Here is a 25,040-nt window from a genome sequence, read left to right as displayed (position 1 = left end):
GCTAAGCATCCACCTGGGCGCGCGGCTGCACCTCGGTGTAGTAGCTCACATATTTCTGCCGGTAGCGCTCCGTTCCGCCGAAATCGCTGTAACGCGGCAATTCCGACATGTCGGTCTTGTTGAGGATCACACCGAGGATGCGCGAGTTGATCTGCGGCTCCTGCTCGAGAACATCACGTACCAGATTGGTCGGCGTTGCGCCCCATTCGGTCACCAGCAGGAAGGCATCGACCTGCGGCGCGAAGGCCTTTGCGTCGATGACGGGACCAAGCGGCGCAAGATCGACGATGATGTAATCAAACATCTTGCGCGCATTTTCCATCAAATGCTGCATGCCCTGCGAGGACAGAAGCTCGCTGGTGTGCAGCAGATGATCGCGCACGGCAACCGGAAGAATGGCAAGCTTGGTGCGCGGGTCGACCTTCACGGCATTCGTCCAGGGCACCTCGCCAAGCACAGCCTCGATCAGGCCTGCCTGCGGCGGCGTCTTCAGCGTCCGGCTGAGGCCCGGATTGCGCAAGTCGGCATCGATGAGCAGCGTGCGCTTGCCGCTGCTCGCAAGCAGGGCGGCAAAATTGGCAGCCGTCGTCGACTTGCCTTCGCCCGGCAGTGCCGAGACGACGCCAATGACGCGGTCGGCACGGCCCTGCAGCATCACATCGCTTGCGAGCTTTGCATTCCTCAAGGTCTCGGCGAAGATGGAGCGCGGCGCTTCGACGGAGATGCGCATTATGCGCTCGAAGGCGACGCCGTTTTCTCCCTCTTCCGCCGTTATCGGCTCCGCTCCGGCATCACCCTTGCGCGACTTCTTCCTGCTCTTGCCCTTGCTCTGCTGGCCGAGCAGCGGCAGATAGCCCAGGAATTTCAAACCGAGAGCAGCCCGTACGTCGGCCTCGACGCGGAAGTAACGGTCGCGGAATTCCTGAAACGCGGCAACACCGCAGCCGACCATCAGGCCGAGGATGACCGAGAGCGCCATGACGAGCGTCTTCTTCGGGCTGGACGGCGCGGTCGGCACCCCGGCTACCGAGATGACGCGTGCCTTGGCGATTGGGAAGGAACGCTGCTGCGTCGCCTGTTCGAAGCGGCCGAGATAGGATTCATAGAGCGTCTTCAGCGCGGATGCCTTCTGGTTCAGCTCATTCAGGTGAACCAGCGACTTGTTGGCCTCGGAATTCTTGCCGACGACCTTGTCGATGCTTTCGCGCAGCGATTCCGCCCGCGACTGAGCGACATCATACTCGTTCTTGTAGCTGGCAGTGAGCTGCTGAAGGACCTGATAGATCTGCCGGGTAATGTCTTGCCGTTCGGCCTTGAGCGCCACTGCCTGCGGATGATCGGCGCCGAAATTTTGCGTGACATCCTGTTCGCGCTTTTCGACGGCGAGATAGCGGGTTTTCAGATCCTGCAGTACCGAATTGTCAGTCGAGCTCGACGAGATGGTTGCGTTCTTGACGGCGTTGTCAGGGCCCTGGTCGATGATCGATTTATATTGATTGTAACGGGCGGCGGCGCTGGCCGTGTCGGCCTGGGCGATGATCAGCTGCTTGTTGAGGTCGGAAATCTGCTGTTCCGACATCAGCTCGCCGCCGGTTGACGTCAGGCCATTGTCCGCCTTGTATTTCTCGACTTCCAGCGAAGCCTCCTGAGCGCGCTGGCGCAGGTCGTTCAAGCGTTCCTGCAACCAGACGGAAGCGCGTTCGGTTGCGTCGAAATTGGCGTTCAGCTGGTCGGTCAGATAAGCTTCGGCATAAGCGCTCGTAACCTTGGCGGCGAGACGCTTGTCCGTCGAACTGAAGGAGACGGCTACGACCGAGCTTCGCGTGACGCGCTCGACCTTCAAATTATCCTGCAGAACGGCAGCAACCTTCTGACGCTGGGCTTCCCGCTGTTCCTCGGGCGTCATAGGCGGGCGACCAGGCGTGAAGACGCTGACGATCAGGCTGACGCCGGATTTGAGCAAGGCCGCCGGAGATACGGGCGGATTGAGCAGAGTATTGTTGTCCGCAAGGCCTGCCGTGTCGACGACGCGCAGCGCCATCTCGTTCGATTTGAGGATTTCGACCGCGCTGGCGATCTCCATGTCCGCCTGCTGGCTGCTTGCCGCCGGCGGCTGATCCTCGGCATATTTCGTCATGCTTTCGTCGAGCAATATCTGCGTCATCGACGTATAGCTCGAGGTGGCCGTCAACAGATAGACGACGGCCAGGATGACAAAGGCGGCCACGGCGAAAATGATGGTGCGGATGCGCCGGACCACGACGGCCATGAGCCGATCGAGATCGATAAAGCTATCCTGCGACTCCGCTTGCGGAAGAGCGCTGTGGAAAGTGAAGTTCTTCTGATGCATGGCGACCACCTTGTCGGAGAAGCCCGAATGAACAATAGCCATAGCCCGCGGCCTTACCGGCCGCAGGCCACAATGTGAACAGGCTTAAGCGGCGGTCATCTGCGCTTCGTGCGAGACGACCATGTTGCGGATCGAGTCATAGACCAAGCTGCCGATATCGGAGCGAGCGAGCGCGAAGGCGACGTTCGCTTCGATGAAACCGTGCTTGGACCCGCAGTCGAACGTGCGTCCGCTATAGACCTGGGCATGGAAGGTCTGCGTCTCGGAAAGGCGCAGCATGCCGTCGGTCAGCTGGATCTCATTGCCGGCGCCGCGCTCCTGACGGGCCAGGATGTCGAAAATCTCAGGCTGCAGAATATAACGGCCATTGAGGTAAAAGTTTGAAGGCGCCTCGGACGGATGCGGCTTCTCGACCATTTTGGTTACGGCAAAGCCATGGCGCACGGACTCGCCCTTGCCGATGATGCCGTATTTCGAGGTTTCTTCCGGAGCGCATTCCTCGACGGCGACGATGTTGCCGCCGGTCTCATTATAGAGGTCCATCAAGCCGGCCATGCAGCCGCGAATGCCGTAGCAGAGCATGTCAGGCAAAAGCAGTGCGAAAGGCTCGTTGCCAATGAGGTCGCGGGCACACCAGACGGCGTGGCCGAGGCCGAGCGGAGCCTGCTGGCGGGTGAAACTGACAGCGCCCGGCCGCGGCAGGAGGCGTTCCAGCTCGCTGACCTGGTGGCTCTTGCCTGCCCTTTGCAGCGAAGAAATCAGCTCCGGCGTGTCGTCGAAATGGTCTTCGATCGCCGACTTGTTGCGGCTGGTGACAAAGACGATGTGCTCGATGCCGGCTTCGATGGCTTCATCGACGGCATATTGCACGACCGGACGATCGACGATCGTCAGCATCTCCTTTGGCATCGCCTTGGTGGCGGGCAGGAAGCGCGTTCCATTGCCGGCAACCGGGATGACTGCTTTTCTCACACGACGTTTGGGGTCCATGGCTCTATCCTTTGTTAGAGTGAGGGCCTGCGCCCATGTTGGGCAGGGGGGAGGAAAGTTGGGAGGTAGGCGACGGCTGGCGACCGCTCCGCAGAGATGCGGCCAACCGACGAAAACGCGCAAAGATCGGCATGCTGAGATGGCGCACCGCCCGCGGGTTGAGGCATGCGATCTTGAGCATCGCCTGCAATTCACGTTCCTTGATGCTGTCGACCAGTTTCAGGAACGCGATGACGTCCTTCAGATTGCGCGTGCGTCGCCGCTGTGCGGCAAGGGCCGCGGCCCCGAAGGGATGTTCGGCGAAGAATCTGGTGTCTGCGGCAAGCATGGCTTCGACATGGTCTTGCCTGAGAACACGCGAGATCGATCCATCGCGAATGTAATACAAGTAGCCTACGGTCGGCTCGACGACGCAGAGGCCGCCACGGGCGAGCGCGGAAGCGAGGAAAATGTAATCCTCGCCGATCCGCAGGGTCTCATCGAAGCGCAGGCGATGCTTCTCGACGAAGGCTCGCTCGAAGACCGGCTTCATATAGCCGAAATTGTGCTCCGACTGGAAAATCATGTTGGAGGCGATGAACTTTGCCAGCGTCAGCGTCGGCATGCGTGCCAGCATCGCCTCCGGGAACATCGGCAGTATCGTGCCCACGTCCTCGCGGATGACGTCGAGATTGTCGACCGCGATCTGCGCCTCGGCCTTTTCCGCCCTGCCGATCAGGCGGGCCATACGGTCTGGACGCAGGGCATCATCGGAATCGAGCACGGCCACCCAGCGGCCCCTAGCCGCATCGAGCCCCGCATTGCGGGCAGCGCCCGGGCCGCCATTGCGGGCCATGGCGACGAGTCGTACGCGCGGATCGGGATGGTTGCCGGCGATCTCGCGCGTGCCGTCCGTCGAGCAATCGTCGACGACGATGACTTCCATGCTGACGGCGCCTTGCGCCAGTGCACTGTCGATGGCGCGCTCGAGCGTTTCCTCGGCATTATAGGCAGCGATGACGAAGCTGACATCGGGGATGAAATCCGTCATTGCGGTGCCTTCTCCAGATTTCCGTATTGTTCTATTTCGCGAACTCCGAAGAGGCCGCTGACGACGCCGGCATGCATGATGCCGCGCAGGCCATAGCGATGGCGCTTGATGGGCGATGCCGAGAGCAACGCCGCGGCGACGAAGCAATAGGCAGATTTCGTGCCTGCAAGCGCGATCGCTCGCCAACGCCCGAAGCCACCCCTGGCTTCCAGCAGCATGCGGCCATGCGTCTGCCCCATGCGATACCGGCGCTTCGAGAGCCAGGAGACGGTTGCCCGCCCATTGGGAACGGGTTCGTAGACCAGCGCATCCGCGGCATAGGCGATCCTGCCGCCCGCCTTGTGCATATGGGTGAAGAATTCGGTATCTTCGCCGCCGCTGCGCCCGAGCGCGATATTGAAACGCCGCCCGGCAAGCGAAGGCGCGCCGCGGCGCAGCAATACATTGCAGGTGTAACCGGTCAGGATTTCTCCCGCGACCCAGACCGGCAGAGTCGAATGGAAATCGCCCTGCTGCATCCATGCCGGGGCGACATTCGCGTAAACCGCCTGCACGGGGCCGAGAACGGCGTCGGCGCCGGTCGTGTCGGCCATGATGAGCATTTCCGTCAGCCAGTCTTCCGAAGCGGTCTCGTCATCATCGATAAAGGCGAGGAAATCGCCGCTTGCATGATCGAGGCAGGCATTGCGGGCAATCGAGATGTTCGATGCCGGGCAATGGACATAGACGATCTCGAAGGGTACGGCCGAACGCATGGCGTCGACACGGCCCCGGGCGCTCGGCGTCACATCATTGTCGGCGACGATGATCCGGATGACCGCACCTGTGGGGACGTTGAGCACGGCAAGCGACAGCAGCGTCTGATCGAGCTCTGCTCGCCGATAGGTGCAGACCGCTATGTCGATCTTAATGGGGCGTCGATGGACTTGTGTCATGACGCGACCCTGCGATTGCGGAAGCTAAAAACTTCCATCCAGAAGCCCATGGACCAGGCGAAATGCATGACCATGGCGGAGATCGCGGCCAGAGGGCCGTAGGGGTTCTTCTGGCCGAGAGCGATCCAGAAACCGTAGGCGATGCAGGCCACAGCCCACAGACCAACCGGAATAACCGCAATCCAGTTAAGGACCGCCAGGAAGGCACCGATGAAAATCGGCACGACCGCAAGCGGCAGCATCTGGCGCAGGCTCGGCATGCTGCGATGCTTGAGAATATTGCGCGCGCGGCCGCGGCCATAACCGAGATATTGCTTGAAGAGCGTCGGGACGCTGGAGCGCGGATAGTAGGTCATGGCGGTCTTGTCGGTCAGCCAGATCCGATACCCCGCCTTGTTCAACCGATAATCCAGTTCGGCATCCTCGTTATGGCTGAAAGTTTCGTCGTAGCCGCCGACTGCACGGAAGGCGGCAACGCGCATCAGCGCGTGATGCCCATGCTCCGCCCAATGGCCCTTGGCTCCTTCGCGATGTTTGGAGCCGCCATTGCCGAGCTTGGAGTTCTGCGCGACGGCCGTTGCCTTCTGGAAAGCGCTGAAACCCATGGTGCGCATGGCAACGACGACGGAATCCGCACCCGTCGCACCGGCCTCTTGCACCAGTGTCTGGCAGTAATCGTCGGGATAATCGCCATGGGCATCGATACGGATGAAATACTCATGATCGTCGCCGAACGTCTCGATGGCGAGATTGATCGCTGCGCTTTGCAGCCGCTTCGGATTGTCGAGCAGCAAAACGCGGGGATCTCTTACGGCTATATCCCGGACGATCTCACGCGTGCGATCGGTGCTGCCGCCATCAGCCACCACGATCCTGGCGTCGAGTTCGTTCAGAGCCTGCCCGAGTTTGCCGATCAGCGGCTCGATATGCTTTTCCTCGTTGAGGCAAGGAATAACGATTATGCAGCGCATATCCCCAGAGCTTTCGGTCGTCATTGCAATCCACCTCTATTGCGATGCAGTTGTGGGAGCGCCTGTACTTCGGCAATCTGCTCATTGGCGCGCGTCAGCGACGCCAGCCGCTGCACCAGCCCCTGACAGTCGGCGCGATCCATCATCCATTGCTTGCGATCCTGGGAAGCCACTGCCTCGAAAGCGTCGAGATAACGCTTTGTGTCCATCTCGCCCAAAAGCGCCGCCAGATGCTCGACATCAGCCTCGTCGAGCGTAAACCCGATCCTTCTGCTCGCGAGAAATCTTGCCGTCTCGGTCTCCCTGATCGCGATCGGCACGGTGCCGTAAAGGCCGCCTTCGTAGAGGCGGTTTGGCAGTAGCCAGCTGGAATTCAAGCCTTCTTCGAAAAAATCGATCGCCCAGGAGAACTGGACTTCGCCATAGATCGCCGAGAGATCCTCAGGGTTCTTGTAGGCGCCGGCAAAATGCATGAAGGGTGCATCGCGGACGGTGCGATCGAAGTCGTCGAACTCGGAATAGGCTGGGCGGCCCCGCAGGACGATCTCGAAACCGCCTTCCATCCGGCGCGAGAATTGATCGAGCAAGGCCAAGGACTTGCGGCAGCGAAGGGCGCCGAACCAGCCAATCTTCCATGGTTTGCCCGCAGCCGGCGGCCTTGCTGCCGATGCGATGGCGCGCGCCGCAGGCTCAAGCGCCAGCACCTTGTTTTCCAGCAGCATGACCGGCACATGCAGCCCGGAGCGCGGGCGGAAATAACGTTCGATGAAGGCTGGCGAACTGGTCACCAGCAATGCCGCCTGCGAACCGAAATAGCGTTCCGCACTGCGAAGGGCGCTGCCCACGACATCGTCGCGCAGCAGCAGCCGATGGATATCGAGGCATTCATAGACAACAGGCATATCGCCGCCAAAAATGGACTTGGCGCGGTGGGCCAGCACCAGCATTTCGAGATTGCGGCCGATGATGAGGTCCGGCCTTGCGACGGAGCGCAGCGCACCACGCAGTTTCGCACCCGATTTGGCCACCGCCGCGATACGCTGCGCAAACCGGGCATCCTGCGTCTTGCCAAGCTCGATCGGTTCGACACCAGGGATGGCAGCCAGCGCATTGTCATCGCGCCGGAACCCCGCGAGCGTCACGAGTGCCCCGCCGGCCTGCAGCATCAGCACCCGCCTGCGCACAGCCGGGTCGGCAAGATCATGGACGAAATACAGTATATGCAGCATCAAAATTTCCGCTTTTGCGCCCGGCCGGGACCCGGCGCCTTGTGTGGTTGGTGTTGCATGATGGCATTGCAACCGACCGCGCGAGATGCCACGCGGCCGGCCATGTTCAATCGAGCTTGCAGGTGATCGATTCCGGGAACAGGCACTTCTCTCCCGGCGCGGTGAAGGCGACGCGCTTGATCTCCATGGTTGCCGGCTCGCCACTATAGGCGAACTTGCCCATCCAGCCGCTGAGCGTATCGGTGCCCCAGAGGCTGAAGAAGATCTTCTGCGCATTCGTCGGTATCTTCGAAGGATCGGTGACTTCCTGAACGAGCTTGCCGTTCACGTAGTAGCGCAGACGATCCTTTTCCCAGACGAAGGCATAATCGTTGAAGTCCTGGTCGGCACCGCCTGCAACCGGCACCAGCTTTTCGTTGCCGCCCTTGGCGGAAATATATTGGTTGACCTGGACTTGGCCGGGATTCTTGCCGAGCACTTCGAAATCGATCTCGTCGTGCGGCTTCTTGTCGGTCGGACCGATATAGGTGAAGAAGGCAGAGTTGAGACCGGGCCCCTTAGCTGTGCGATAACGCGCTTCGTAGGTGCCGTAGCCGTAACGTTTCATCGTCTGGATTTCGCCGCAAGCATAATTGCGATCACCGGTCTTGGACTGGGTGAACTGCAGTTGCAGCGTCCCATCCTTGACGCTCACCTGTTTCCGCGACCAGGTGCAATTCTGATACGCCCCATTGTTCCAGCCATCGGAAATATACCAGCGGCCGGTATCCAGACGTTCGAAATTGTCGACGAATGACTGGCCGGTCGCCTGATCATCCTGGGCGGACACAGCCTGTGACAGGAAGCACGCGCTCATGAGAGCGATTGAGACAAGACCAAGTCTTTGCATGTAACTTCTTTTCGATGTCGTCATGGCATCACCTTTGCTTCGAACGCACTTGCCGATCTTCGGCGGCGCGGTTCTGGACAGCACTGGTTTGGGCTTGCGGGCGTACCCGGCTGCCAGTCAGCAGGTTGTGGAAGTTTGGCAGGGCGTAACGCGCCATACCATTGGTCAAGGGCAGCAGCAGCAAGGTAAGCGCGGCTGCCAAAAGATAGAAAATCGGATAGAGTTCGCTGCCGCCGCGGTTCCAAAGAACCCACAGACAGAAGAGCAGCGGATAATGGGCGCAAAAAATCCAGAAGCTGAGGCTGCCGGTTCCTGCCAGGCCCTGCCCGATGCGGCTACGGATGAAGATTGCCGATACTGCCCAGAACCCGGGAATACCCACCAACACCATCAGATTGCGACAAACTTCAAGCCACAACGGCAATCCAGGCCCTGTCATGTAGGCAGCCGTTGCCAGAAGCGCTGCAAGCGCGATGAAGGCAGGCGCGATCAGGGCGGCATAGCGATCTATGAGCGTCACGTCGATACGATGGAGGCTCAGGTAGATTCCGAAGCTGAAGCTGAAGAGGATGGAGTTCCGCAACACTATCCCGATAGATATGGGCCATGCCGCCAGCAAAAGCAGAAAGACCAATGTCGGTAACGGAGCACGACGAATAAGAAAAGCCAGAACTGGCGACAGCAAAATGCAAACAAAAAGATCGCGGAGAAAATAGAGCGGCAGATTTATCGGTTCGCCATCGATAGCCAGAAGGAGATTTGATATTACATGCGGATTAGCTTCCGACAGATCGGGAAGATATCCATCACCGATACCGTAATACTGAAGAAGAAGTACGAAGAGGAAGAACGCGCTGTTCCACAACAGGAATGGCAGAATAACTGTCTTTGTCTTCCGGCTGATGGTCTCCGTATAGCTCTGCGGTGCCTTTCCATTTCGAAACAGCAAGTATCCGGAGATTACGCTCAGGCAGGGAACACCTACACGGAACAAGCTGTCACGCAGGAACACTCGCAGCCAATCGAAAAAGCCATAGGCGCCGTTGAATGGGCTGCTATGCGGATCGAACGGTATATGGACAAAGATTATGCCCGAGATGAGCACGATACGCATGAGGTTTATCCGCGAAGACACGTTGGCAGTCACATTCACGATGTCTGTCACCCCTTCTTCGTGCTGCATCCCCCCTTGCAGCCATTTCAAACAGAGCACAGCAGAGCTCGCAGACTTAACCTAGGGCGCTCTTTGGAAAGGGAATATGGCACCGCAGCAAAAATGAGTAAAAAATCATATGCGGACCAGTGCTGAAAACACCTGTTTGCATGCCTTTGAGCATGGAATAATCGATTTGAATTGGAGAAAAGCTCTTCTGTGAAAAGCACTTAGACGCCCGCTCGGTCTTCCGATGCCGGTTTCCGGCGAAGGGTTCGACCCGCGTTGTTTTTTTACTGGAAGGTGAAGATTTTTTGCAGCGCAGCAGAGTTTGGTAGGCGAACCATGACCAAAATGCGACAGCATTTCAATCCATATAAGAAAAGCGACTTACGTTGCTCCCCTCATGAGTGCATAAATGTCAGATTATGGTGCGCTATGTGTCACAATGTTCCCTCGCGGGATGGTCTGGGATCCCTCGGCGGGATGATCTGGATGCTTTCGCGCTGGGATAAAGTTTCGGAAAATCTCGTTTCTCAACATTGCTCGACACCGATTGGACGCTACCTGTTGGCGTCACAACGACTTCCGTTATGGGTCAATCGGCCGGAAAATTGCCGCGGATGCCGTTGGAAAGCCAATGATCATGCCCTCGGGAATGAGACCGCAAGCCCCTGAATCAAAACCGTAAAGGCGGGAAAATGGCGTCTATCACAATTGTTATTCCGTTCTATCAGAAGCAAAGCGGCGTTCTATTGCGCGCGTTGAGGTCAATATCCCGGCAGACATTTCAGGATTTCGATATCCTCATCGTCGATGATGCATCGCCGCTTCCGGCGGAAGACGAACTGCAGTCGCTGAGCAATGAAGAAAGAAAGCGCATCCGTGTGATCCGTCAGACCAACGCGGGTCCCGGCGGCGCGCGCAATACCGGCCTCAACAGCGTGCCCGCCGAGAGCCGATTCGTGGCGTTCCTGGATTCCGATGACGAATGGGCACCGGAGCATCTCAGCAACGCCTTCGGAACGCTGACCCATTACAACGCCGATTGCTACTGGGACTCCATCGATGGCGGCAAGGAGTTCTATTATCATTTCAGCATCGCCGAACTCGGAAAGTCGGTCGATACGATACGATTGTCGGACAGGCCCGCCGTCATCGAAATTCCGAACATTGCCAGTGTCATGCTTCAGGATTGGAGCTTTTTGCACATGTCCTGCATGGTGATCGGACGGGCGGTCTTCGAAAAGATTCGTTTCGAGCCGTCATTGCGGCTGGCGGCAGAGGATGTCTTGTTCTTCTGCGACTGCATTCTCGCAGCCAAGCGGGTATTGCTGTGTGAAAATGCCGGTGCACTGCGTGGCGAAGGCGTAAATATCTTTCACAGCATCGATAACGATTCCCCGCAATTTCTGCGTCAGCAATTCAACACATGGACGGCGCTCAACACACTGGAGCAGAGATTTTCTCGGCGGCCGCAGGATGTCGAGTCCATCCGTCTCTATAAAAACCGCGCCCGGCGGCAGGCGCTCTGGAGCCAGGCGCGGCAGATGCGGCAGCGGCGTCTGCCGCAATTTGGCCTGCTGGCAAAATGGGCCTTGCGCGACCCGGCGATTTTACAAAGCGTCATGCAGCTTGCCGTCGGCAAACTCGCGCCCTAGATTTTGCAGCGCAGCATGAGCTGCGCATGCCACATCGAAGAGCCACGGCATGCCCCGCTATCGTTTGGATCAGCAAGGAGTCCTGTATGAAGCCGTTCCACTGGGAATCCACCCATGGCAATTTCGGTGACGATCTCAATCTCTGGCTCTGGGATTTCCTACTTCCCGGCCTTCGCGATGCTCACCAGGAAACATTGCTGGTCGGAGTCGGAACCGTCCTCAACACGGAGATCCTGCCCGACGAGGGACGCAAACTCGTCATCGGCAGCGGCTTCGGTTATGGCTCCCTTCCAGACATGCGCGACACGTCGCAATGGGATATCCGCAGCGTACGCGGCCCGCTGACGGCGGAAAAGGCTGGCTTGCCTGCCATCATGGGCATTGTCGATCCCGCCGTCCTGGTAACGGAAATGCCCGAATTCCAGAACATTTCCAAAAACGGCAAGCGCACCTTCATTCCGCATTGGGAATCGGCTGCCGCCGGTCTCTGGCCTGAAATCTGCAAGACCGTCGGCCTTTCCTATCTTGACCCCCGCGGCGAGGCGAAGGCCGTGATCCGCGAAATTGCCGCCTCCGAACTGATCGTGGCGGAATCCATGCACGGCGCCATCCTTGCCGATGCCTTCCGCGTTCCATGGATTGCAGTCAGCTCCTCGCGCTCCATCAACAGCTTCAAATGGAACGACTGGGCTCGCTCGCTCGGCGTCACCTACCAGCCCAAGCACATCCCCGTTTCGACCCGCGCCGAGGCGATCGCCAAGGGTGCGAAGTTCTGGGGCGTTGGCTTCGAGCGCAGCACGCAGGCAGCAGCCGAGCTCGGAAAGCAGCGCTACGGGGAAAACGTCATGCTTGCCGATCCCGAGCAGACCACGCTGCGCATCATGGCAAAGCAGGCACTTGCCATGCCTTCCGCCCTGGCTCTGTGGCAGGCAAGCAAGGCAAGGCCGCAGCTGAGCAAGGATAGCGCGCTTGCGGCCTGCAAGGAGCGCCTCCTCGATGCGATCGAAGGCGTTCGCCGCGATTATCTGTAAGCTGCGATACCGCTATTTCGGAGCGGCCTGCAGAAGATAGCGCAGGCCGTTTGCACCGGCATGGGCAATGGGCGCTCCGCTCCGCTTGCGGAAGCGCTCGGTCTTGTCGGCCAGAATGCCGCCGGCAATCGCCGGGACGGCGAAGGGATGCGAAAGCGCATGGATCGCGGCAGACAGGAGCCCCGATTGTGACTTGATGTCGAGGAAATGCCTGAGCTCGTAGCGATCGCGGATATGCTGCTCATGACGGCGGATCACCGCTGCGTCTTTTGAAGAAAGCCCGCCCTTGGCAAGAATGGTCCGGTCAGCCTCATAGAGGCGGCGCAAATCCTCTGTCCTGTGCCGTCCACTCAGGGAATCGCTGCGCACGACCGCGCCGTACCCGCAGCTATGGATGATCTTGTAACGTGCGCGCCTGGCAAGAGCACGGGCGTAAAGGTCATAGTCCTCGCCGAGGCGCAGCGCCTCATTATAGCGCAGGCCATGCGCATCCAGAAAGGAGCGCCGCATCAAGGGCTTCAGGAAGCCGATCTCGCCGCGGCGCACGCCGCGCTTGGAAATATTGCCCTCAACGAAAGCAGCAAGATCGAGAAAACGCGGCTTCGCGTCGAAATGATCGAGCCGCGCATGGGCGTCAGGAACGGTGTCGGCACTGACGAAGGCGATGTTGTCTGCGACGAAATCCCAATCGTCAGCGGCAAGCAGCGCAGCAAAACGCCCCGGAAAGAAAAAATCGTCGGCATCGAGAATGCCGATCAACGGGGCCTTGGATATGTCGATCGCGTGATTTCGTGCTGCGGCCGGCCCGCGGTTCTTTTCGAATTCCTGGATCGTCAGCCTGCCGCTGCCGTCATCGGCCTGGGCCGCGGCAGAGGCGGTCCCATCCGTCGAGCCGTCGTCAATGACAACGACTTCCGCCACTTCAGGCTCGCGAAGGGCTGAGGCAACAGCCAGCCCGATGGTGTCGCTGGCATTCTTTGCGGCAATGATTACGCAGACGCTTTTTTCTGCACTGTCGGTCACGTCAGCCTCCAATGGTTCAGGCGGAGACTTAGGACATGGCTACGATCCGACAACCGCCGGATCATCAAAAGATCTAATCGTCCAGCCGGTTCAGGGGTTGAACGGCTCCGACCGCTTTAAACTGGAGGCGGACAGACCGGCGACCTTGGTGTCCTCCTGGCCCGATGCCGGCACCTTGTCTTCGCTCGACAGGGCCGCGTGCGCCTTGCGCTCTTTCCAGACAAGGTAAAGCACGCCCAGGAAATAGCCGATCTGCAGAAGGACGGCACAGATGACCGTTTCGATCAGGGTGGTCGAAAGCGAGTTCGTCAGGAAATATGTTGCGATGGCAAATACGAGCAGCGTGCCTAGCATGCTAATGAAAACGCGGGGCGCATACATAATCTTACCCCGCCCGCTCGACCATCAAATGAAAAATGATCAAGGTCTTTCCTCCCTTATCAGACCTAAGTCTTAAATATATTTTATGATTCATTGAGATTCAACCAAGTTACCCAGATCCGTTGCGATTTGAGACGACCGTAACCCCCAGCCTGTTAAAACTACACGTCGATTATAATTACAATTGAATTTGTTCATCTTTCTCTTCGCAATTATATGGAGGTATAATGAAATAATGCAACTTTTGCGAAGCATGAGGTCAGCCACACCTCCATGGTTTCATCATCAATTCAATCAACTTTTATTACAAAGTTCTGAAAAATCCGATCTCAGTATGTGCACCGCAAAATATTGCTGCAGCGCAATATATCCTATGAAGAAATCAGAATGCCATATAGCTGAGGGGAAACCGAACACAGGCTACCGAAGCCAATGATAATGAACAACTTAACGTTCGATGCCTATAACATCCTTAGAAATCGTCGACTATGACGTGGCAGAGCTATCAACCGTGCCATTATACGCAACATGATACAGTACAACTCATCTATAATTGATCACTGATTTAAACCAAGTCACCACTGATGCGGTAAATGTATACCGCCATGTCATATCGCTACAAAAGTTTGGCTTAAAAAGTCCAAATCGGAACCTACACTCCGATCATCCCGGCTCTAATTACGCGTCCGAGAATTTCCGACCAATCGTCAACATGAATGGAGTTTTCTCTATGAAGTCTGCGACGAGATCGGCCACATCGGCTTTTTTCAGCGCCGCGGAAAGCGACGTCTTTCCGCCCACTGGTGGAGTACTGAAGCGTGTTTTCGACGTCTCTACCGCTATGCTCGCTTTGATTCTCATCAGCCCGCTCTTTCTGCTGCTGATGCTGTTGGTGAAACTTACAGACCGCGGCCCCGCTTTCTACGGTCATCGCCGTATCGGCCATAACGGCAAGACCTTCCGTTGCCTGAAGTTCCGCACCATGGTCGTCGATGGCGACAAGGTGCTGCATGCGCATCTGCAGGCCAATCCGAGAGCAATGGAAGAGTGGCGCGCAACGCGCAAACTGCAGAACGACCCCCGCGTCACCACCGTCGGGGCCGTCCTGCGCAAACTCAGCCTCGACGAGCTGCCGCAGCTTATCAACATCATTCGCGGCGAAATGAGTGTCGTCGGACCACGGCCGGTCGTGGAAGACGAGCTCGAACGCTACGAGACCGCGGCAATCTATTATTTGCAGTCCCGTCCGGGCCTGACCGGTCTGTGGCAGGTCAGCGGCCGCAACGACGTCTCCTATGAAAGCCGTGTCGCCTTCGACACGCATTATGTGAAGAACTGGTCGCTTAGCAGCGACATGGTGATCATCGCCAAAACCATTCCTGCAGTCTGCCTCTCGCGCGGCAGCTATTGATGATGACTGGCAGATACCGCGGGAGGTTTCCTGCGGTTTTCCCGCGTCTTGCGGGCTGCCTACCAATAACAGGGAAGATCCTGCATGATTGAATTTCGGCCTTCCAAGAGGCTTGTACGTGTCAATACATCGCTGTGCTGTGCAACTATCGTTGCTCTCAGCCTTTGCGTAGCTTCCGTCTCGGCTTCGGCCGAAAACCTTCCCGGATATCATTTGGGCGTCATGGACAAGCTGCATGTGCGCGTCGCCGAATGGCAGACCGCCGAAGGCACGGTTCGTGACTGGTCCACCATTTCGGGCGACTATACGGTCGGCCCTTCCGGCTCGATATCCATTCCCTTCATCGGGGACATGCCCGCAGTCGGCAAGACCACGGATCAGATCGCCGATGCCATCGGCCTCGGGCTGCAGAAGCAGTTCGGCCTGCGTGATCGCCCATCGGCTTCAGTGGAGATGTCGCAGTTCCGGCCGATCTACCTTTCAGGGGAAGTGCAGAATCCGGGTGAATATCCGTTCGCGCCCAACCTGACCGTGCTGAAAGCCGTAAGCCTCGGCGGCGGCATGCGCCGTGCCGATGCCGGACAGCGCTTTGCGCGCGATTTCATCAATGCCAAAGGCGACGCCGTCGTCTACATGGCGGAACGCAGTCGCCTGTTGATGCGCAAGGCGCGCCTGCTGGCCGAATTGGCTGGCAAGGATGATATCGAAGTGCCGCCAGAGCTCAAGCAATTGCCCCAAACGGCAAGTTTGCTCGCAAGCGAGAAAGCGCTGATGGACACGCGCGCCAAGCGCATGACGACGCAGCTAAAATCACTGGAAGATCTGAAGGCGCTCCTGCAGAACGAAGTCGAGGCGCTTTCGAAGAAGAACGACACGCAGAGCCGCCAGCTCGATCTGGCCAAGGCCGACCGCGACAAAGTCGAAAGCCTGACGGAACGCGGCCTAGAGCTTGCCTCTCGCAGGATCTCCGCTGAACAGCGCGCCTCCGACCTGGAAGCGACGCTTCTCGATACGGAAACCGCGTCCCTAAAAGCCAAACAGGATATCAACAAGGCCAATCAGGACGAGATCACTCTGCACAACGACTGGCAGAGCTCGTTGGCCCAGGACATGCAGGATACGGACACGCAGCTGGAAACGCTACAGCTCAAGCTGTCGACCAGCCAATCGCTCATGCAGGAAGCCGTGGCCCAATCCGCCGACGCCAGCAACCTCGATCCAAGCGGACCGGGTGTCAGCATCTCCTACACCATCATTCGTGACGAGAACGGCCAATCGAAGGAAATCCAGGCTCAGGAGAACACGCAGGTACTGCCGGGCGACCTGATCAAGGTCACTACCGGCCTTGCCATCCGATAGGAAAGTCGATGCGGATAGCCAAATCGATCTTTGTGCGGCCAGGCAGCAACGCCACCTATGGGGCGGTGGCGATTGCTCTCTCCTTCTTCGTGTTTGCCTATTCCTCCCGCTTCGGCCAGCCCTCGATTCTGCTCTACTACGCCCTCTGGTTTCCGCTCGTCATGATGGATTACCGGAACGTGCTCGGCAGTTATAATAGACAGCTCTGGCTCTTCACGTTCGGCGTTTTCACCTGCCTCTCGATCTTCTGGTCGGTCGTCCCGTCCGTGACGGCACGCGCGGCGATCCAGTACATGACGCATATCTTCTGCGCCCTGATCGCCATGCGCACGCTCGATATCCGCACGCTGACACGCGGCGCGATCGCGGGCACCGCCATCGTGCTCATCTATTCGATATTGTTCGGCTATTACGCCTATGATCCGATCGACGGAAGCTACAGCTTCGTCGGCGCCTTCGATTCCAAGAACCAGCTCGGCTTTTATGCCTCGCTCGGCATCTATTTCGCCTTCGCAGCCGTCTTCGTCCTTGGCGAACGTCGGATTTGGATGCTGGGTGCAGGATTTGCCGGCCTGCTGTCCGCCTATTGCCTCCATGCTTCGGCATCGGCAACATCGGTGCTGACGACGGGACTGGTCGTAGCCTTGTGCATAAGCCTGCGCGTCATCCTGTATCTGTCACCCAAGCAGCGTAAAAGGCTGTTTGTGACAGCGGCCGTCTCCGGCGTCATCCTAGCGGTTGCCGGCGTCTATCTCGGTGCGGTCGATCTCGTTCTCGGTGCCTTTGGTAAGGATTCCACGCTTACCGGGCGTACCTATCTTTGGCAGCAGGGCATCGCAGCCGCACAGCAGAACCCTTTCTTCGGCGTCGGCTATCAAGCTTACTGGGTCCAGGGTTTCTCCGAGCCCGAGCGACTGTGGGATGAGTTTTTTATCGCTTCCCGCGCCGGCTTCCATTTCCATAATACCTATATCGAAACGACGGTCGAAACCGGACTCATCGGCGTCTTCCTGCTAGCCTCGATCCTGCTGACGGCTTTCATCGGCCACATCAGCCGCTTTCTAAGCGACATCAGAAACGATGAATCCTACATCCTTCTGGGTGTCGCGACCCTGTTGCTGATCCGCTCCTTCGTCGAGATCGATATTCTCAATCCGTACCATGTCGGGTCCTTCCTGTTCTATTTCACAGCAGGAAAGCTTTCCATGCGAGCGCGGATGCCGGCGAACACGCCGTCGCGAACGGACGAGCAGATACCATTCGCGCCACCCGTCAACTGGGAGCCGCGAACGGGCCAATGAAGACACTCTACGGCATCCAATATCTCCGTGCCTTCGCCGCGCTCGCCGTAGTGTTGTTTCACGCAGCCGAGCGCAGCGGCGGCCATTTCCGCATCGGAGCCGCCGGCGTCGACGTCTTCTTCGTCATCAGCGGCTTCATCATGTGGACCATGAGCGAGCGTCGGCCGGTGACGCCCTTGCGCTTTGCGCTCGATCGGCTGCAGCGCATCGCGCCATCCTACTGGATCGTGACCGCCATCATGATCGCCGGCGCCGCCATCGGCCTGTTTCCGAACATGAAGCTGACGGCAAACCATATTCTCGGCTCGCTGCTGTTTATTCCCGTCCGCTCGCCAAGTACGGGCGGTAGCGAGATCTGGCCGGTTCTGGTGCAGGGATGGACGCTGAATTTCGAGATGTTCTTCTACGTCATCTTCGCGGCCTGCCTGCTTCTGCCACAACGACTGCGGCTTGCCGGCATGACGGCGATCTTCCTCGCCTTCGTCCTTGCCGGCGGCATCATCGATCCACAGTCGTCGTTGCTCTTGACCTATACGCGGCCGATCATCCTGGAATTCGTCGCCGGCGCAATCCTCGGACGCCTCTGGCTATCCGGACATGTGCCGGGGGCAGGCCTCGGTCTTGCCCTGATCGCCGTCGCATTGTCGGGCTTTGCCGCGATCCAGATTCTGAGCCTGGATTTCAACGAAGTGACCTGCGGACCGCTCGCTGTTGCCCTCGTGCTCGGCACGGTGTCGGTGGAGCGCAGCGGCAAGTTGCCCTCCATTCCGCTCCTTACCTATCTCGGCAACGCCTCCTATTCGATCTACCTCTGGCACACATTGGCCATTTCGGTGGTCGTCAAGTTGATGGCGCGGATGCAGATACCCTCGGACGCCATCACCTTCGTCGGCGTCATCATCGGCACCATTCTCGGCATCTGCGCCTACGAAGCCGTCGAAAAGCCGCTGCGCAATCTGCTGAAGAACCTGAGCTGGCAGAGATCGCGCCCCTCACCGGCCTGAGGCCCACGCCCGCACAACCCGTGCGCATACGCTCGCGGATGCTTACACGTCTCCTAAAGGGCATTTTGTCGATTCCGGCGTAGCTTGTGCGGTAGACTGATGCCTACTTCTGCCTGCGAGCGTCCAAAACGGAGCTTGCCCAGATACGTCAGATGCCCGCGGCGCTCGACCTTCCTTGACGACAAGTATGGTGGCAATCAAACGGGTAGCGCCCGCTCGATTGTCGCCCCATGCCTCGCTCTGTCGCTGCCCTAGGCCCGGCGGCGCCGCAGCTGGTCGAAATAAACGATGACGATGATCAAGACGCCGGTGATGATGCGCTGCCAGAAGGAATTCAGGTTCAGCAGGTTGGCGCCGTTGTTGATGGTCGCCAGGATGAAGGCGCCGATCAGCGGGCCGTAGACCGTTCCGACCGCGCCGAACAAGCTGGTGCCGCCGATCACCGACGAGGCGATCGCCTGCAACTCCCAACCATCGGCCTGCGTGGCATTGCCGATGGCGATACGCGAGGCAAGAAGAATGCCGACGAACGCCGCACAGGTCCCTGAAAGGATATAGGCGAGGTAGATCATCCAGTTGACGTTAACGCCGGAAAGCCGGGCTGCCTCGCGATTGGAGCCGACCGCGAAGAGATAGCGCCCCCAACGGCTGAGATGCAGAAAGATCACGGCCGGGATCGCCACCAGGATCACCATCCAAAACAGGCTCGGGATTCCCAAAAAATCCGAGACGGCGAAATTGGTGAAATCATCATTGACGATGTTGATCGTCGAACCGTTGGTAATCAGCAGGCCGATACCACGAAGCGATGTCAATGTCGCGAGCGTGATGATGAAGGGTGGCAGGCCCATGCGCACGATGCCGAAACCATGGAACGCCCCGATCAAGACCCCGAACAGCAAGGTGATAAGGATGGCCGCCCAGACCGGAAACCCGGCCTGCAGCAGCCAGGCGATGATGACGGTGCAGAAGCCGACGATCGCGCCGACGGAAAGATCGATGCCCGCGGTGATGATGACGAAGGTTTGCCCAAGCGCAAGAATGGCCGTCATCGAGCCCTGACGCATCAGATTGGTGATGTTGAGCGGCGTCCAGAACTTGTCGGTCCAGAGTCCGAGCACGACCCAGAGCGCCAGCAATAGCAGAATCAGCGTCAAGCTGAAGAGGATGTTCATCTTGCGCCGCGGCGCAACGGTCGGGCCTTCTGTCGTATTCGCGGCCATTTTTGTTCTCCCTCTTTAGACTTGTTTATTGTTCAGACGCCAATCGCCTCGCCGAGGACTTCCTCATGCGTCGCGGCATGGAAATCATGGCTGGCGACCAGCTGGCCGTGGCGGAAGACGTGCAGACGATCCGCAAGCTCGTAAACCTCGGGCAGATAGGACGAAATGACGATGATGCCGGCGCCGGCGCGCAGCAGCTTGGCAAATAGCCGATAGATCTCCGCCTTCGTTCCGACATCGACGCCGACGGTCGGCTCGTCGAAGATGAAGAGCTTGGCGCCGTGGCTCAGCCATTTGCCGATGACCACTTTCTGCTGATTGCCGCCGGACATGGCGGAAACCAGAACCCGCCGGCTCGGTGTCTTGATGCTGAGATCGCGGATCTGCTTGTCGGCATTGGCCGCTTCGCTCTTGTTATTGATGATCGGACCGCTGCTCAGCCGCCGGAACACGGGTAAATTGATGTTGAGCCCGATCGGTAGGTTGAGGCAGAGGCCCTGATCGCGTCGGCTCTCCGGTGCCAGCGCAATACCGAGCTCCATCGCGTCACGCTCGTTGCGGATGTTGACCTTGCGTCCCTGCCAGTAGATTTCGCCCGCAGAAAGCGGCTGGCGACCATAAAGACCCAGCGCGAATTCGCTGCGGCCGGCACCGATCAGCCCGTAAAGGCCAACGATCTCGCCGGCACGGACGCTGAGCGAAACATTCTCGAAGCCGGGGCCGGAAAGACCGCGGGCATCGAGGATGGTATCGCCGATCGGGATCTCCTCCTTGTGGTAGATCTGCTCGATGGAACGATTGATCATCAGCTTGATCAGCTCGTCCTCGTTGGTTTCGGCGATCGTGCGCGTGCCGACATGCGTGCCGTCGCGCAAGACCGAGACGCGATCGGCCAGTTCGAACACCTCTTCCATGCGATGGCTGATATAGACGATCGTTACGCCCTCGCCCTGCAGACGGCGGATCAGCTTGAACAATTGCGCCGATTCCTGGCGGGTGAGATAGGCGGTCGGCTCGTCGAAAATCAGGAATTGGGTGCCGCGCATCGCGGCTCTTGCCGTTGCCACGAGCTGCTGCTGGCCGATGGTGAGCGAGCTTAGGAGTTCGCCCGCCGGCAGTCCGAAGCCGAGATCGTCGAGCACGGTTTGCGCCAGCGCCACCATCTGCTTTTTGCGCATCAGGCCGAAACGATTGACTTCATCGCCAAGGAAAAGATTGGCAGCGACCGTCAGATGCGGGCAGAGCACCACCTCCTGATGCACCGCATTGATACCGCGGGCGATCGCCTCATTCGGCGTTGCGAGCGCCACAGGATGCCCGCACCAGAAAATTTCGCCCGCCGTCCTCGTGATGACGCCGGTCAGGAGCTTGATGAGGGTCGATTTGCCCGCGCCATTTTCGCCGACGATCGCATGAATCTCTCCGGCCAGAAACGTGACGGTCGCCGGCTTCAGCGCCTCGACGAAGCCATAGCGCTTCTGCAAGCCCTTGAGTTCCAGGATGGGCGAGCCTGGCGGAATGCGGTTTGCTTCCGTCTTGACGGTATCGTCGTGCCGATGGCTGATTTCTTCAAGGCTCGTCATGAGGTCTCCTCCCTCTCGCATCGCCACGCGACCGCCTCGGAGAAGCGGCCAGACGAAAAGGCCGCGCCCGCTTTGCGGGGGCGCGGCCTCAAGCCTTACTTGACCTTCGGGTTCAAGAGCGCGTCGATCTTCGGATCGCTCATGTTCGCCTTGGTGACGAGATTGGCGCCGGTGTCGACATTGGCCTCGACCTTTTCCTTCTTGGAAGCGGCGAGCGCCGTTTTGATGCCGTCATAACCCATGCGATAGGGGTCCTGCACCACGAGGCCGGCAAGAACGCCCGACTTCAGGAAGCCAACCGTCTTGTCGTCATTGTCGAAGCCGATGACCTTGATCTTGTCGCCGAGCTTGTTTTCCGCAATCGCTTGGCCCACACCCTGCGCCATGATCAGGTTGGAGGCGAAGACGCCGACCAGCTTCGGATTGGCCGTGATCAAGTCGGTCATGATGTTGAGACCGGTCGTGGCCTGACCGTCCGCATATTTGTCGGCAACAACCTTCAGGCCCGGATACTTGTTCTTCACCTCTTCCAGGAAGCCCTGACGGCGCTGGTCGAGAGAACCGACGCCCGGCAGGCTGGTGATGATGGCGATCTCACCCTCTTCCTTGCCGGTCATGCCCTTGATTGCGGCCGCAAGACCGTCTGCAGCGATACGGCCGCCCTGGACGTTGTCGGTCGTCAGGAACGAGACGAAGGACTTGGAATCGGCAGCAGAGTCGATACCGACGACCGGCACGGACTTGGCGGCTTCATCCACGGGCTTGCCGAGCGCCTTGAACTCGGTCGGCGAAATGACGACAGCGGCCGGCTTGCCGGCAACGGCGTTTTCGAGAATGCTGATCTGGCCGTTGATGTCGGATTCCGACTGTGCGCCGAGTTCCGGCACCTTCACACCGAGATCCTTGCCTGCCTGGCGAGCGCCGGCAAGAACGATCTGCCAGTAGAAGGATGTCGTATCCTTGACGATAATCGGGATGGTCACGTCGGCCGCGAAGGACTGCACGGGCATCGCCATCGCTATGATGGCAGCGCCGGCAAGGCCGGTAAAGCTGCGGCGGGACAGAAGTGACTTGGCAATTTTCATCTGCTTCTCCTCTCAACGCGCTCTGTTCTCCTGCACACCCGCCGTTGAACGCTTACGGCTGGTATCGCAACGCCTTGCGGCATCACGCATCGCGCGGCGGAAAGGCCACCGACGCCAAAACAGGCTTTCCTCCTCTTCGAGGCCGTCTCTCCCGACGGCTCGATAGCTCCCAATCTGCTAGACTCTGACCGCCTCGTCTCCCAATGGAGGCGCGACCACAGTCAAACCTTCGAACTCCGCATAGAGACTGTCGGGAAGCCTTGGCTCCACGAGCTGCATGTTGCGGACAAGACTTTCCGGCTTCGCCGTACCGATCAGTACCGACGCCACGCAAGGACTGCGCAGCGGGAACTGAAGCGCCGGCTGAGCAAGCGGAACGCCATGCTTGCGGGCGATCTCCTCCATCGCCCCCACCTTGGCCAGAATATCCGGTGTCGCCGGCAGATAGTCGAAATGCGCGCCAGGCACGGGGCCAGTCGCCAGAATACCGGAGTTAAAGACGCCGCCCACGATGAGCGACGTTCCCTTCTTCTCGCAAAGCGGCAGCAGCTCGGCAACCGCCGAACGGTCCAGCAGCGTGTAGCGGCCTGCAAGCAGAATGCAGTCGATATCGGCCGCGTTCATCACATCCAGGCAGACCGGCACTTCGTTGACGCCGAGACCATAGGCCTTGATCGCGCCGGACGACTTCAGCTCCTCCAGAGCTTTCAATCCCGACCCCAGGAGCTGCCCAAGGTAATGCTCGTTCAGGGCTTTGCCGTGCGTATAGCCGCCGATATCGTGGACATAGAGAATATCGATGCGATTGAGCCCGAGACGGGCATAGCTGAACTCGACCGAGCGCATGATGCCATCATAGGAGTAGTCGTAATCGGCATCGAAGGGCAGAGGATCGACATAGCCGTAATTCGGCACCTTGTCGGTCGGCACCGGGCGCATGAGACGACCGACCTTGGTCGACAGTACATAGCTGTCCTCGGGCTGGTCTCGCAGAAAATCACCGACGCGGCGTTCGCCAAGGCCAAAGCCATACCAGGGCGCAGCGTCGAAATAGCGGATACCGCTGTCCCAGGCGGCCTGAAGTGTCGCCATTGCCTGGTCGCGCGGACAGGCACGATAGAGGCCGCCCAGCGCCGCAGCGCCGAAGCTGATCTCCGTGACCTTGAGGTCCGTCCTGCCGATTGTTCTTGTTTGCATCACCTCTCCCTTGTGATGGCTGCCACGCAATTTCCGGTGAGCGCATTTCCGGCGCTCTTGTATCCCTGTCGGAGCGATCCAAGCGGGCCGCTCCCATTCCTCCTTCGCCATTGGTGGCGGTCAGCTCCCGATAGTCCATCCCCCAATTGATTTTGTTTTTTATCTACAATAAACATTTTGGTGTCAACGAGCAAATCGCCTGACGCCTTGGAGGAAGGCGGCCAGTGCGCTCCGTCAACACTCCTGCAATTGACTGCCATTCGATCATGGTTCAGACAGCGCCGCCGGTAAAGAGCGGCGACGATACGCGAGGGGGAAATGGCAAGGCAAAACACGCTCTTCAAGGAGGCTTACAATCGCTATGCGGCGCGCCTGAAGCCCGATACCGAGCTGCCGAGCGAGCCGGAAATCGCCGCCGAACTCGGCGTCAGCCGCAGTACGGCGCGCGCGATCCTCATGCGTCTAAGTGACGCCGGCATCATTCTCTGGAACAAGCGACAGAAGACGGTTCTGCGCCGGCCGACGGAGGACGACTTCTTCCCGAAGGAAGAGACCGATTCACTACATGACATCATCGAACGCAGTTTCATGATGCGCATCATGTCCGATGAAGCACAGCCCGGCATGCAGATCAACGAGCTGGAACTGGCGCGCGAGATCGGCACCGGCACCTCGGTCGTGCGCGAATTCCTCATTCGCTTCAGCCGCTTCGGCCTGATCGAAAAGCGGCCGAACAGCCATTGGATCCTCAAGGGCTTCACCAGCGAATTTGCGCTTGAGCTCGCCGACGTGCGCGAAATGTTCGAGCTGCATTCAGCCGCGGAATTCGGCCGCCTGCCCGCCAATCACCGCGCCTGGGAGGATCTCAAGGCGATCGAACAGGAGCATCACGCCCTGCTTGAGGATTTCGATGCGCATTACCGCGATTTCTCGCGTCTCGATGAAAAGTTTCACCTTCTTATCCATCGCGCCTCAGGGAACCGCTTCATCGCCGATTTCTACGACGTCATCGCCATCATCTTTCACTATCACTATCAGTGGAACAAGACGTTCGCCCGCGAGCGCAATGCCCGCGCCGTGACCGAACACCTCGACTATATCGAGGCCCTGCAATCGCGCGACCAGCGAAGGATCGACGCCGCGTGCCGCCGGCATCTCGCCTCGGCGCGGCAGACGCTGTTACAGTCGATCCCGCAGGGTGCGGGCGAAGTTGCCGGCTCTGCCGCCTGACGGC

Annotated in this window: 21 protein-coding genes; 7 read left to right on the top strand and 14 right to left on the bottom strand. The window is 58.9% G+C overall.

Going from position 1 to position 25,040, the window contains the following annotated elements; all coding sequences use genetic code 11:
* Window position 1 precedes the first annotated feature (1 nt).
* From PH558_RS06550 to PH558_RS06515, 8 genes are all read right to left on the bottom strand, one after another.
* Entirely contained in the window at window positions 2-2,350 is a 2,349-nt protein-coding gene (locus PH558_RS06550; protein WP_285203783.1) for a polysaccharide biosynthesis tyrosine autokinase, read from the bottom strand.
* An 84-nt stretch (window positions 2,351-2,434) separates the two neighbouring features.
* The gene (gene galU, locus PH558_RS06545) at window positions 2,435-3,340 is read right to left on the bottom strand and encodes a UTP--glucose-1-phosphate uridylyltransferase GalU (protein WP_095437070.1); all 906 of its coding nucleotides are present in this window, start codon (window positions 3,338-3,340) and stop codon (window positions 2,435-2,437) included.
* Between the two features lie 4 nt (window positions 3,341-3,344).
* The gene (locus tag PH558_RS06540) at window positions 3,345-4,370 is read right to left on the bottom strand and encodes a glycosyltransferase family 2 protein (protein WP_285202852.1); all 1,026 of its coding nucleotides are present in this window, start codon (window positions 4,368-4,370) and stop codon (window positions 3,345-3,347) included.
* Window positions 4,367-5,305 carry a glycosyltransferase family 2 protein gene (locus PH558_RS06535; RefSeq protein WP_095437072.1) on the bottom strand — a complete coding sequence of 313 codons (939 nt, stop codon included), beginning with the start codon at window positions 5,303-5,305 and terminating at the stop codon, window positions 4,367-4,369. Before PH558_RS06535 ends, PH558_RS06540 begins: the two co-directional genes overlap by 4 nt.
* Window positions 5,302-6,300 (bottom strand): glycosyltransferase family 2 protein, encoded by a 999-nt coding sequence (locus tag PH558_RS06530; protein ID WP_095437073.1) that lies wholly within the window; start codon window positions 6,298-6,300, stop codon window positions 5,302-5,304. Before PH558_RS06530 ends, PH558_RS06535 begins: the two co-directional genes overlap by 4 nt.
* Window positions 6,297-7,505: a glycosyl transferase family 1 gene (locus PH558_RS06525; RefSeq protein ID WP_285202851.1), complete on the bottom strand. Its 1,209-nt coding sequence runs from the start codon at window positions 7,503-7,505 to the stop codon at window positions 6,297-6,299. The genes PH558_RS06530 and PH558_RS06525 overlap by 4 nt, the downstream gene beginning before the upstream one ends.
* Window positions 7,506-7,611: 106 nt before the next feature.
* Complete coding sequence (exoK, locus tag PH558_RS06520) at window positions 7,612-8,394, bottom strand: endo-1,3-1,4-beta-glycanase ExoK (protein WP_483314133.1); 783 nt, start codon at window positions 8,392-8,394, stop codon at window positions 7,612-7,614.
* A 28-nt stretch (window positions 8,395-8,422) separates the two neighbouring features.
* Window positions 8,423-9,559 (bottom strand): acyltransferase family protein, encoded by a 1,137-nt coding sequence (locus PH558_RS06515; RefSeq protein ID WP_285202849.1) that lies wholly within the window; start codon window positions 9,557-9,559, stop codon window positions 8,423-8,425.
* 689 nt (window positions 9,560-10,248) lie between these two features.
* Here PH558_RS06515 and PH558_RS06510 point away from each other — a divergent pair.
* Together PH558_RS06510 and PH558_RS06505 are read left to right on the top strand one after the other, a co-directional pair.
* Window positions 10,249-11,208 carry a glycosyltransferase family 2 protein gene (locus tag PH558_RS06510; RefSeq protein WP_285202848.1) on the top strand — a complete coding sequence of 320 codons (960 nt, stop codon included), beginning with the start codon at window positions 10,249-10,251 and terminating at the stop codon, window positions 11,206-11,208.
* 86 nt (window positions 11,209-11,294) lie between these two features.
* Complete coding sequence (locus PH558_RS06505; RefSeq protein ID WP_285202847.1) at window positions 11,295-12,239, top strand: polysaccharide pyruvyl transferase family protein; 945 nt, start codon at window positions 11,295-11,297, stop codon at window positions 12,237-12,239.
* Between the two features lie 12 nt (window positions 12,240-12,251).
* Here the strand turns inward: PH558_RS06505 and PH558_RS06500 are convergent, their stop codons facing one another.
* Both PH558_RS06500 and PH558_RS06495 read right to left on the bottom strand, forming a co-directional pair.
* Window positions 12,252-13,262 (bottom strand): glycosyltransferase family 2 protein, encoded by a 1,011-nt coding sequence (locus PH558_RS06500; protein ID WP_285202846.1) that lies wholly within the window; start codon window positions 13,260-13,262, stop codon window positions 12,252-12,254.
* Between the two features lie 90 nt (window positions 13,263-13,352).
* The gene (locus tag PH558_RS06495) at window positions 13,353-13,643 is read right to left on the bottom strand and encodes an exopolysaccharide production repressor protein (protein ID WP_095437079.1); all 291 of its coding nucleotides are present in this window, start codon (window positions 13,641-13,643) and stop codon (window positions 13,353-13,355) included.
* A gap of 730 nt (window positions 13,644-14,373) precedes the next feature.
* On the opposite strand from PH558_RS06495, the gene PH558_RS06490 reads away from it, so the two are divergent.
* The 4 genes from PH558_RS06490 (at window position 14,374) to PH558_RS06475 (ending at window position 18,718) form a co-directional block, all read left to right on the top strand.
* Window positions 14,374-15,054 carry a sugar transferase gene (locus PH558_RS06490; RefSeq protein WP_285202845.1) on the top strand — a complete coding sequence of 227 codons (681 nt, stop codon included), beginning with the start codon at window positions 14,374-14,376 and terminating at the stop codon, window positions 15,052-15,054.
* An 84-nt stretch (window positions 15,055-15,138) separates the two neighbouring features.
* Complete coding sequence (locus PH558_RS06485; RefSeq protein ID WP_285202844.1) at window positions 15,139-16,413, top strand: polysaccharide biosynthesis/export family protein; 1,275 nt, start codon at window positions 15,139-15,141, stop codon at window positions 16,411-16,413.
* Window positions 16,414-16,421: 8 nt separating this feature from the next.
* Window positions 16,422-17,714 carry an O-antigen ligase family protein gene (locus PH558_RS06480; RefSeq protein ID WP_095437082.1) on the top strand — a complete coding sequence of 431 codons (1,293 nt, stop codon included), beginning with the start codon at window positions 16,422-16,424 and terminating at the stop codon, window positions 17,712-17,714.
* The gene (locus PH558_RS06475) at window positions 17,711-18,718 is read left to right on the top strand and encodes an acyltransferase family protein (RefSeq protein ID WP_285202842.1); all 1,008 of its coding nucleotides are present in this window, start codon (window positions 17,711-17,713) and stop codon (window positions 18,716-18,718) included. Before PH558_RS06480 ends, PH558_RS06475 begins: the two co-directional genes overlap by 4 nt.
* Window positions 18,719-18,969: 251 nt before the next feature.
* On the opposite strand, the gene PH558_RS06470 is transcribed toward PH558_RS06475, so the two are convergent.
* The 4 genes from PH558_RS06470 to PH558_RS06455 all read right to left on the bottom strand — a co-directional run bounded on the left by PH558_RS06470 (window position 18,970) and on the right by PH558_RS06455 (window position 23,806).
* Entirely contained in the window at window positions 18,970-19,941 is a 972-nt protein-coding gene (locus PH558_RS06470) for an ABC transporter permease (RefSeq protein ID WP_069610314.1), read from the bottom strand.
* Window positions 19,942-19,973: 32 nt separating this feature from the next.
* Window positions 19,974-21,524 (bottom strand): sugar ABC transporter ATP-binding protein, encoded by a 1,551-nt coding sequence (locus PH558_RS06465; RefSeq protein WP_095437084.1) that lies wholly within the window; start codon window positions 21,522-21,524, stop codon window positions 19,974-19,976.
* A 95-nt stretch (window positions 21,525-21,619) separates the two neighbouring features.
* Window positions 21,620-22,609 carry an ABC transporter substrate-binding protein gene (locus PH558_RS06460; protein WP_069610312.1) on the bottom strand — a complete coding sequence of 330 codons (990 nt, stop codon included), beginning with the start codon at window positions 22,607-22,609 and terminating at the stop codon, window positions 21,620-21,622.
* 177 nt (window positions 22,610-22,786) lie between these two features.
* The gene (locus PH558_RS06455) at window positions 22,787-23,806 is read right to left on the bottom strand and encodes an aldo/keto reductase (protein ID WP_095437085.1); all 1,020 of its coding nucleotides are present in this window, start codon (window positions 23,804-23,806) and stop codon (window positions 22,787-22,789) included.
* A 318-nt stretch (window positions 23,807-24,124) separates the two neighbouring features.
* Here PH558_RS06455 and PH558_RS06450 point away from each other — a divergent pair, with 318 nt between their 5' ends.
* Complete coding sequence (locus PH558_RS06450; protein ID WP_285202833.1) at window positions 24,125-25,036, top strand: GntR family transcriptional regulator; 912 nt, start codon at window positions 24,125-24,127, stop codon at window positions 25,034-25,036.
* Window positions 25,037-25,040 lie beyond the last annotated feature (4 nt).

This window comes from Rhizobium pantanalense, assembly GCF_030182525.1.
Lineage (GTDB): Bacteria > Pseudomonadota > Alphaproteobacteria > Rhizobiales > Rhizobiaceae > Rhizobium.
This window is presented reverse-complemented; position numbering and strand designations above follow the sequence as displayed.

Coding starts and splice junctions, on each gene's coding strand:
- PH558_RS06550 (WP_285203783.1), bottom strand. CDS start 2,350: ATGCATCAGAAGAACTTCACTTTCCACAGCGCTCTTCCGCAAGCGGAG.
- galU (WP_095437070.1), bottom strand. CDS start 3,340: ATGGACCCCAAACGTCGTGTGAGAAAAGCAGTCATCCCGGTTGCCGGC.
- PH558_RS06540 (WP_285202852.1), bottom strand. CDS start 4,370: ATGACGGATTTCATCCCCGATGTCAGCTTCGTCATCGCTGCCTATAAT.
- PH558_RS06535 (WP_095437072.1), bottom strand. CDS start 5,305: ATGACACAAGTCCATCGACGCCCCATTAAGATCGACATAGCGGTCTGC.
- PH558_RS06530 (WP_095437073.1), bottom strand. CDS start 6,300: ATGACGACCGAAAGCTCTGGGGATATGCGCTGCATAATCGTTATTCCT.
- PH558_RS06525 (WP_285202851.1), bottom strand. CDS start 7,505: ATGCTGCATATACTGTATTTCGTCCATGATCTTGCCGACCCGGCTGTG.
- exoK (WP_483314133.1), bottom strand. CDS start 8,394: ATGCAAAGACTTGGTCTTGTCTCAATCGCTCTCATGAGCGCGTGCTTC.
- PH558_RS06510 (WP_285202848.1), top strand. CDS start 10,249: ATGGCGTCTATCACAATTGTTATTCCGTTCTATCAGAAGCAAAGCGGC.
- PH558_RS06505 (WP_285202847.1), top strand. CDS start 11,295: ATGAAGCCGTTCCACTGGGAATCCACCCATGGCAATTTCGGTGACGAT.
- PH558_RS06495 (WP_095437079.1), bottom strand. CDS start 13,643: ATGTATGCGCCCCGCGTTTTCATTAGCATGCTAGGCACGCTGCTCGTA.
- PH558_RS06490 (WP_285202845.1), top strand. CDS start 14,374: ATGAAGTCTGCGACGAGATCGGCCACATCGGCTTTTTTCAGCGCCGCG.
- PH558_RS06485 (WP_285202844.1), top strand. CDS start 15,139: ATGATTGAATTTCGGCCTTCCAAGAGGCTTGTACGTGTCAATACATCG.
- PH558_RS06480 (WP_095437082.1), top strand. CDS start 16,422: ATGCGGATAGCCAAATCGATCTTTGTGCGGCCAGGCAGCAACGCCACC.
- PH558_RS06475 (WP_285202842.1), top strand. CDS start 17,711: ATGAAGACACTCTACGGCATCCAATATCTCCGTGCCTTCGCCGCGCTC.
- PH558_RS06470 (WP_069610314.1), bottom strand. CDS start 19,941: ATGGCCGCGAATACGACAGAAGGCCCGACCGTTGCGCCGCGGCGCAAG.
- PH558_RS06465 (WP_095437084.1), bottom strand. CDS start 21,524: ATGACGAGCCTTGAAGAAATCAGCCATCGGCACGACGATACCGTCAAG.
- PH558_RS06460 (WP_069610312.1), bottom strand. CDS start 22,609: ATGAAAATTGCCAAGTCACTTCTGTCCCGCCGCAGCTTTACCGGCCTT.
- PH558_RS06455 (WP_095437085.1), bottom strand. CDS start 23,806: ATGCAAACAAGAACAATCGGCAGGACGGACCTCAAGGTCACGGAGATC.
- PH558_RS06450 (WP_285202833.1), top strand. CDS start 24,125: ATGGCAAGGCAAAACACGCTCTTCAAGGAGGCTTACAATCGCTATGCG.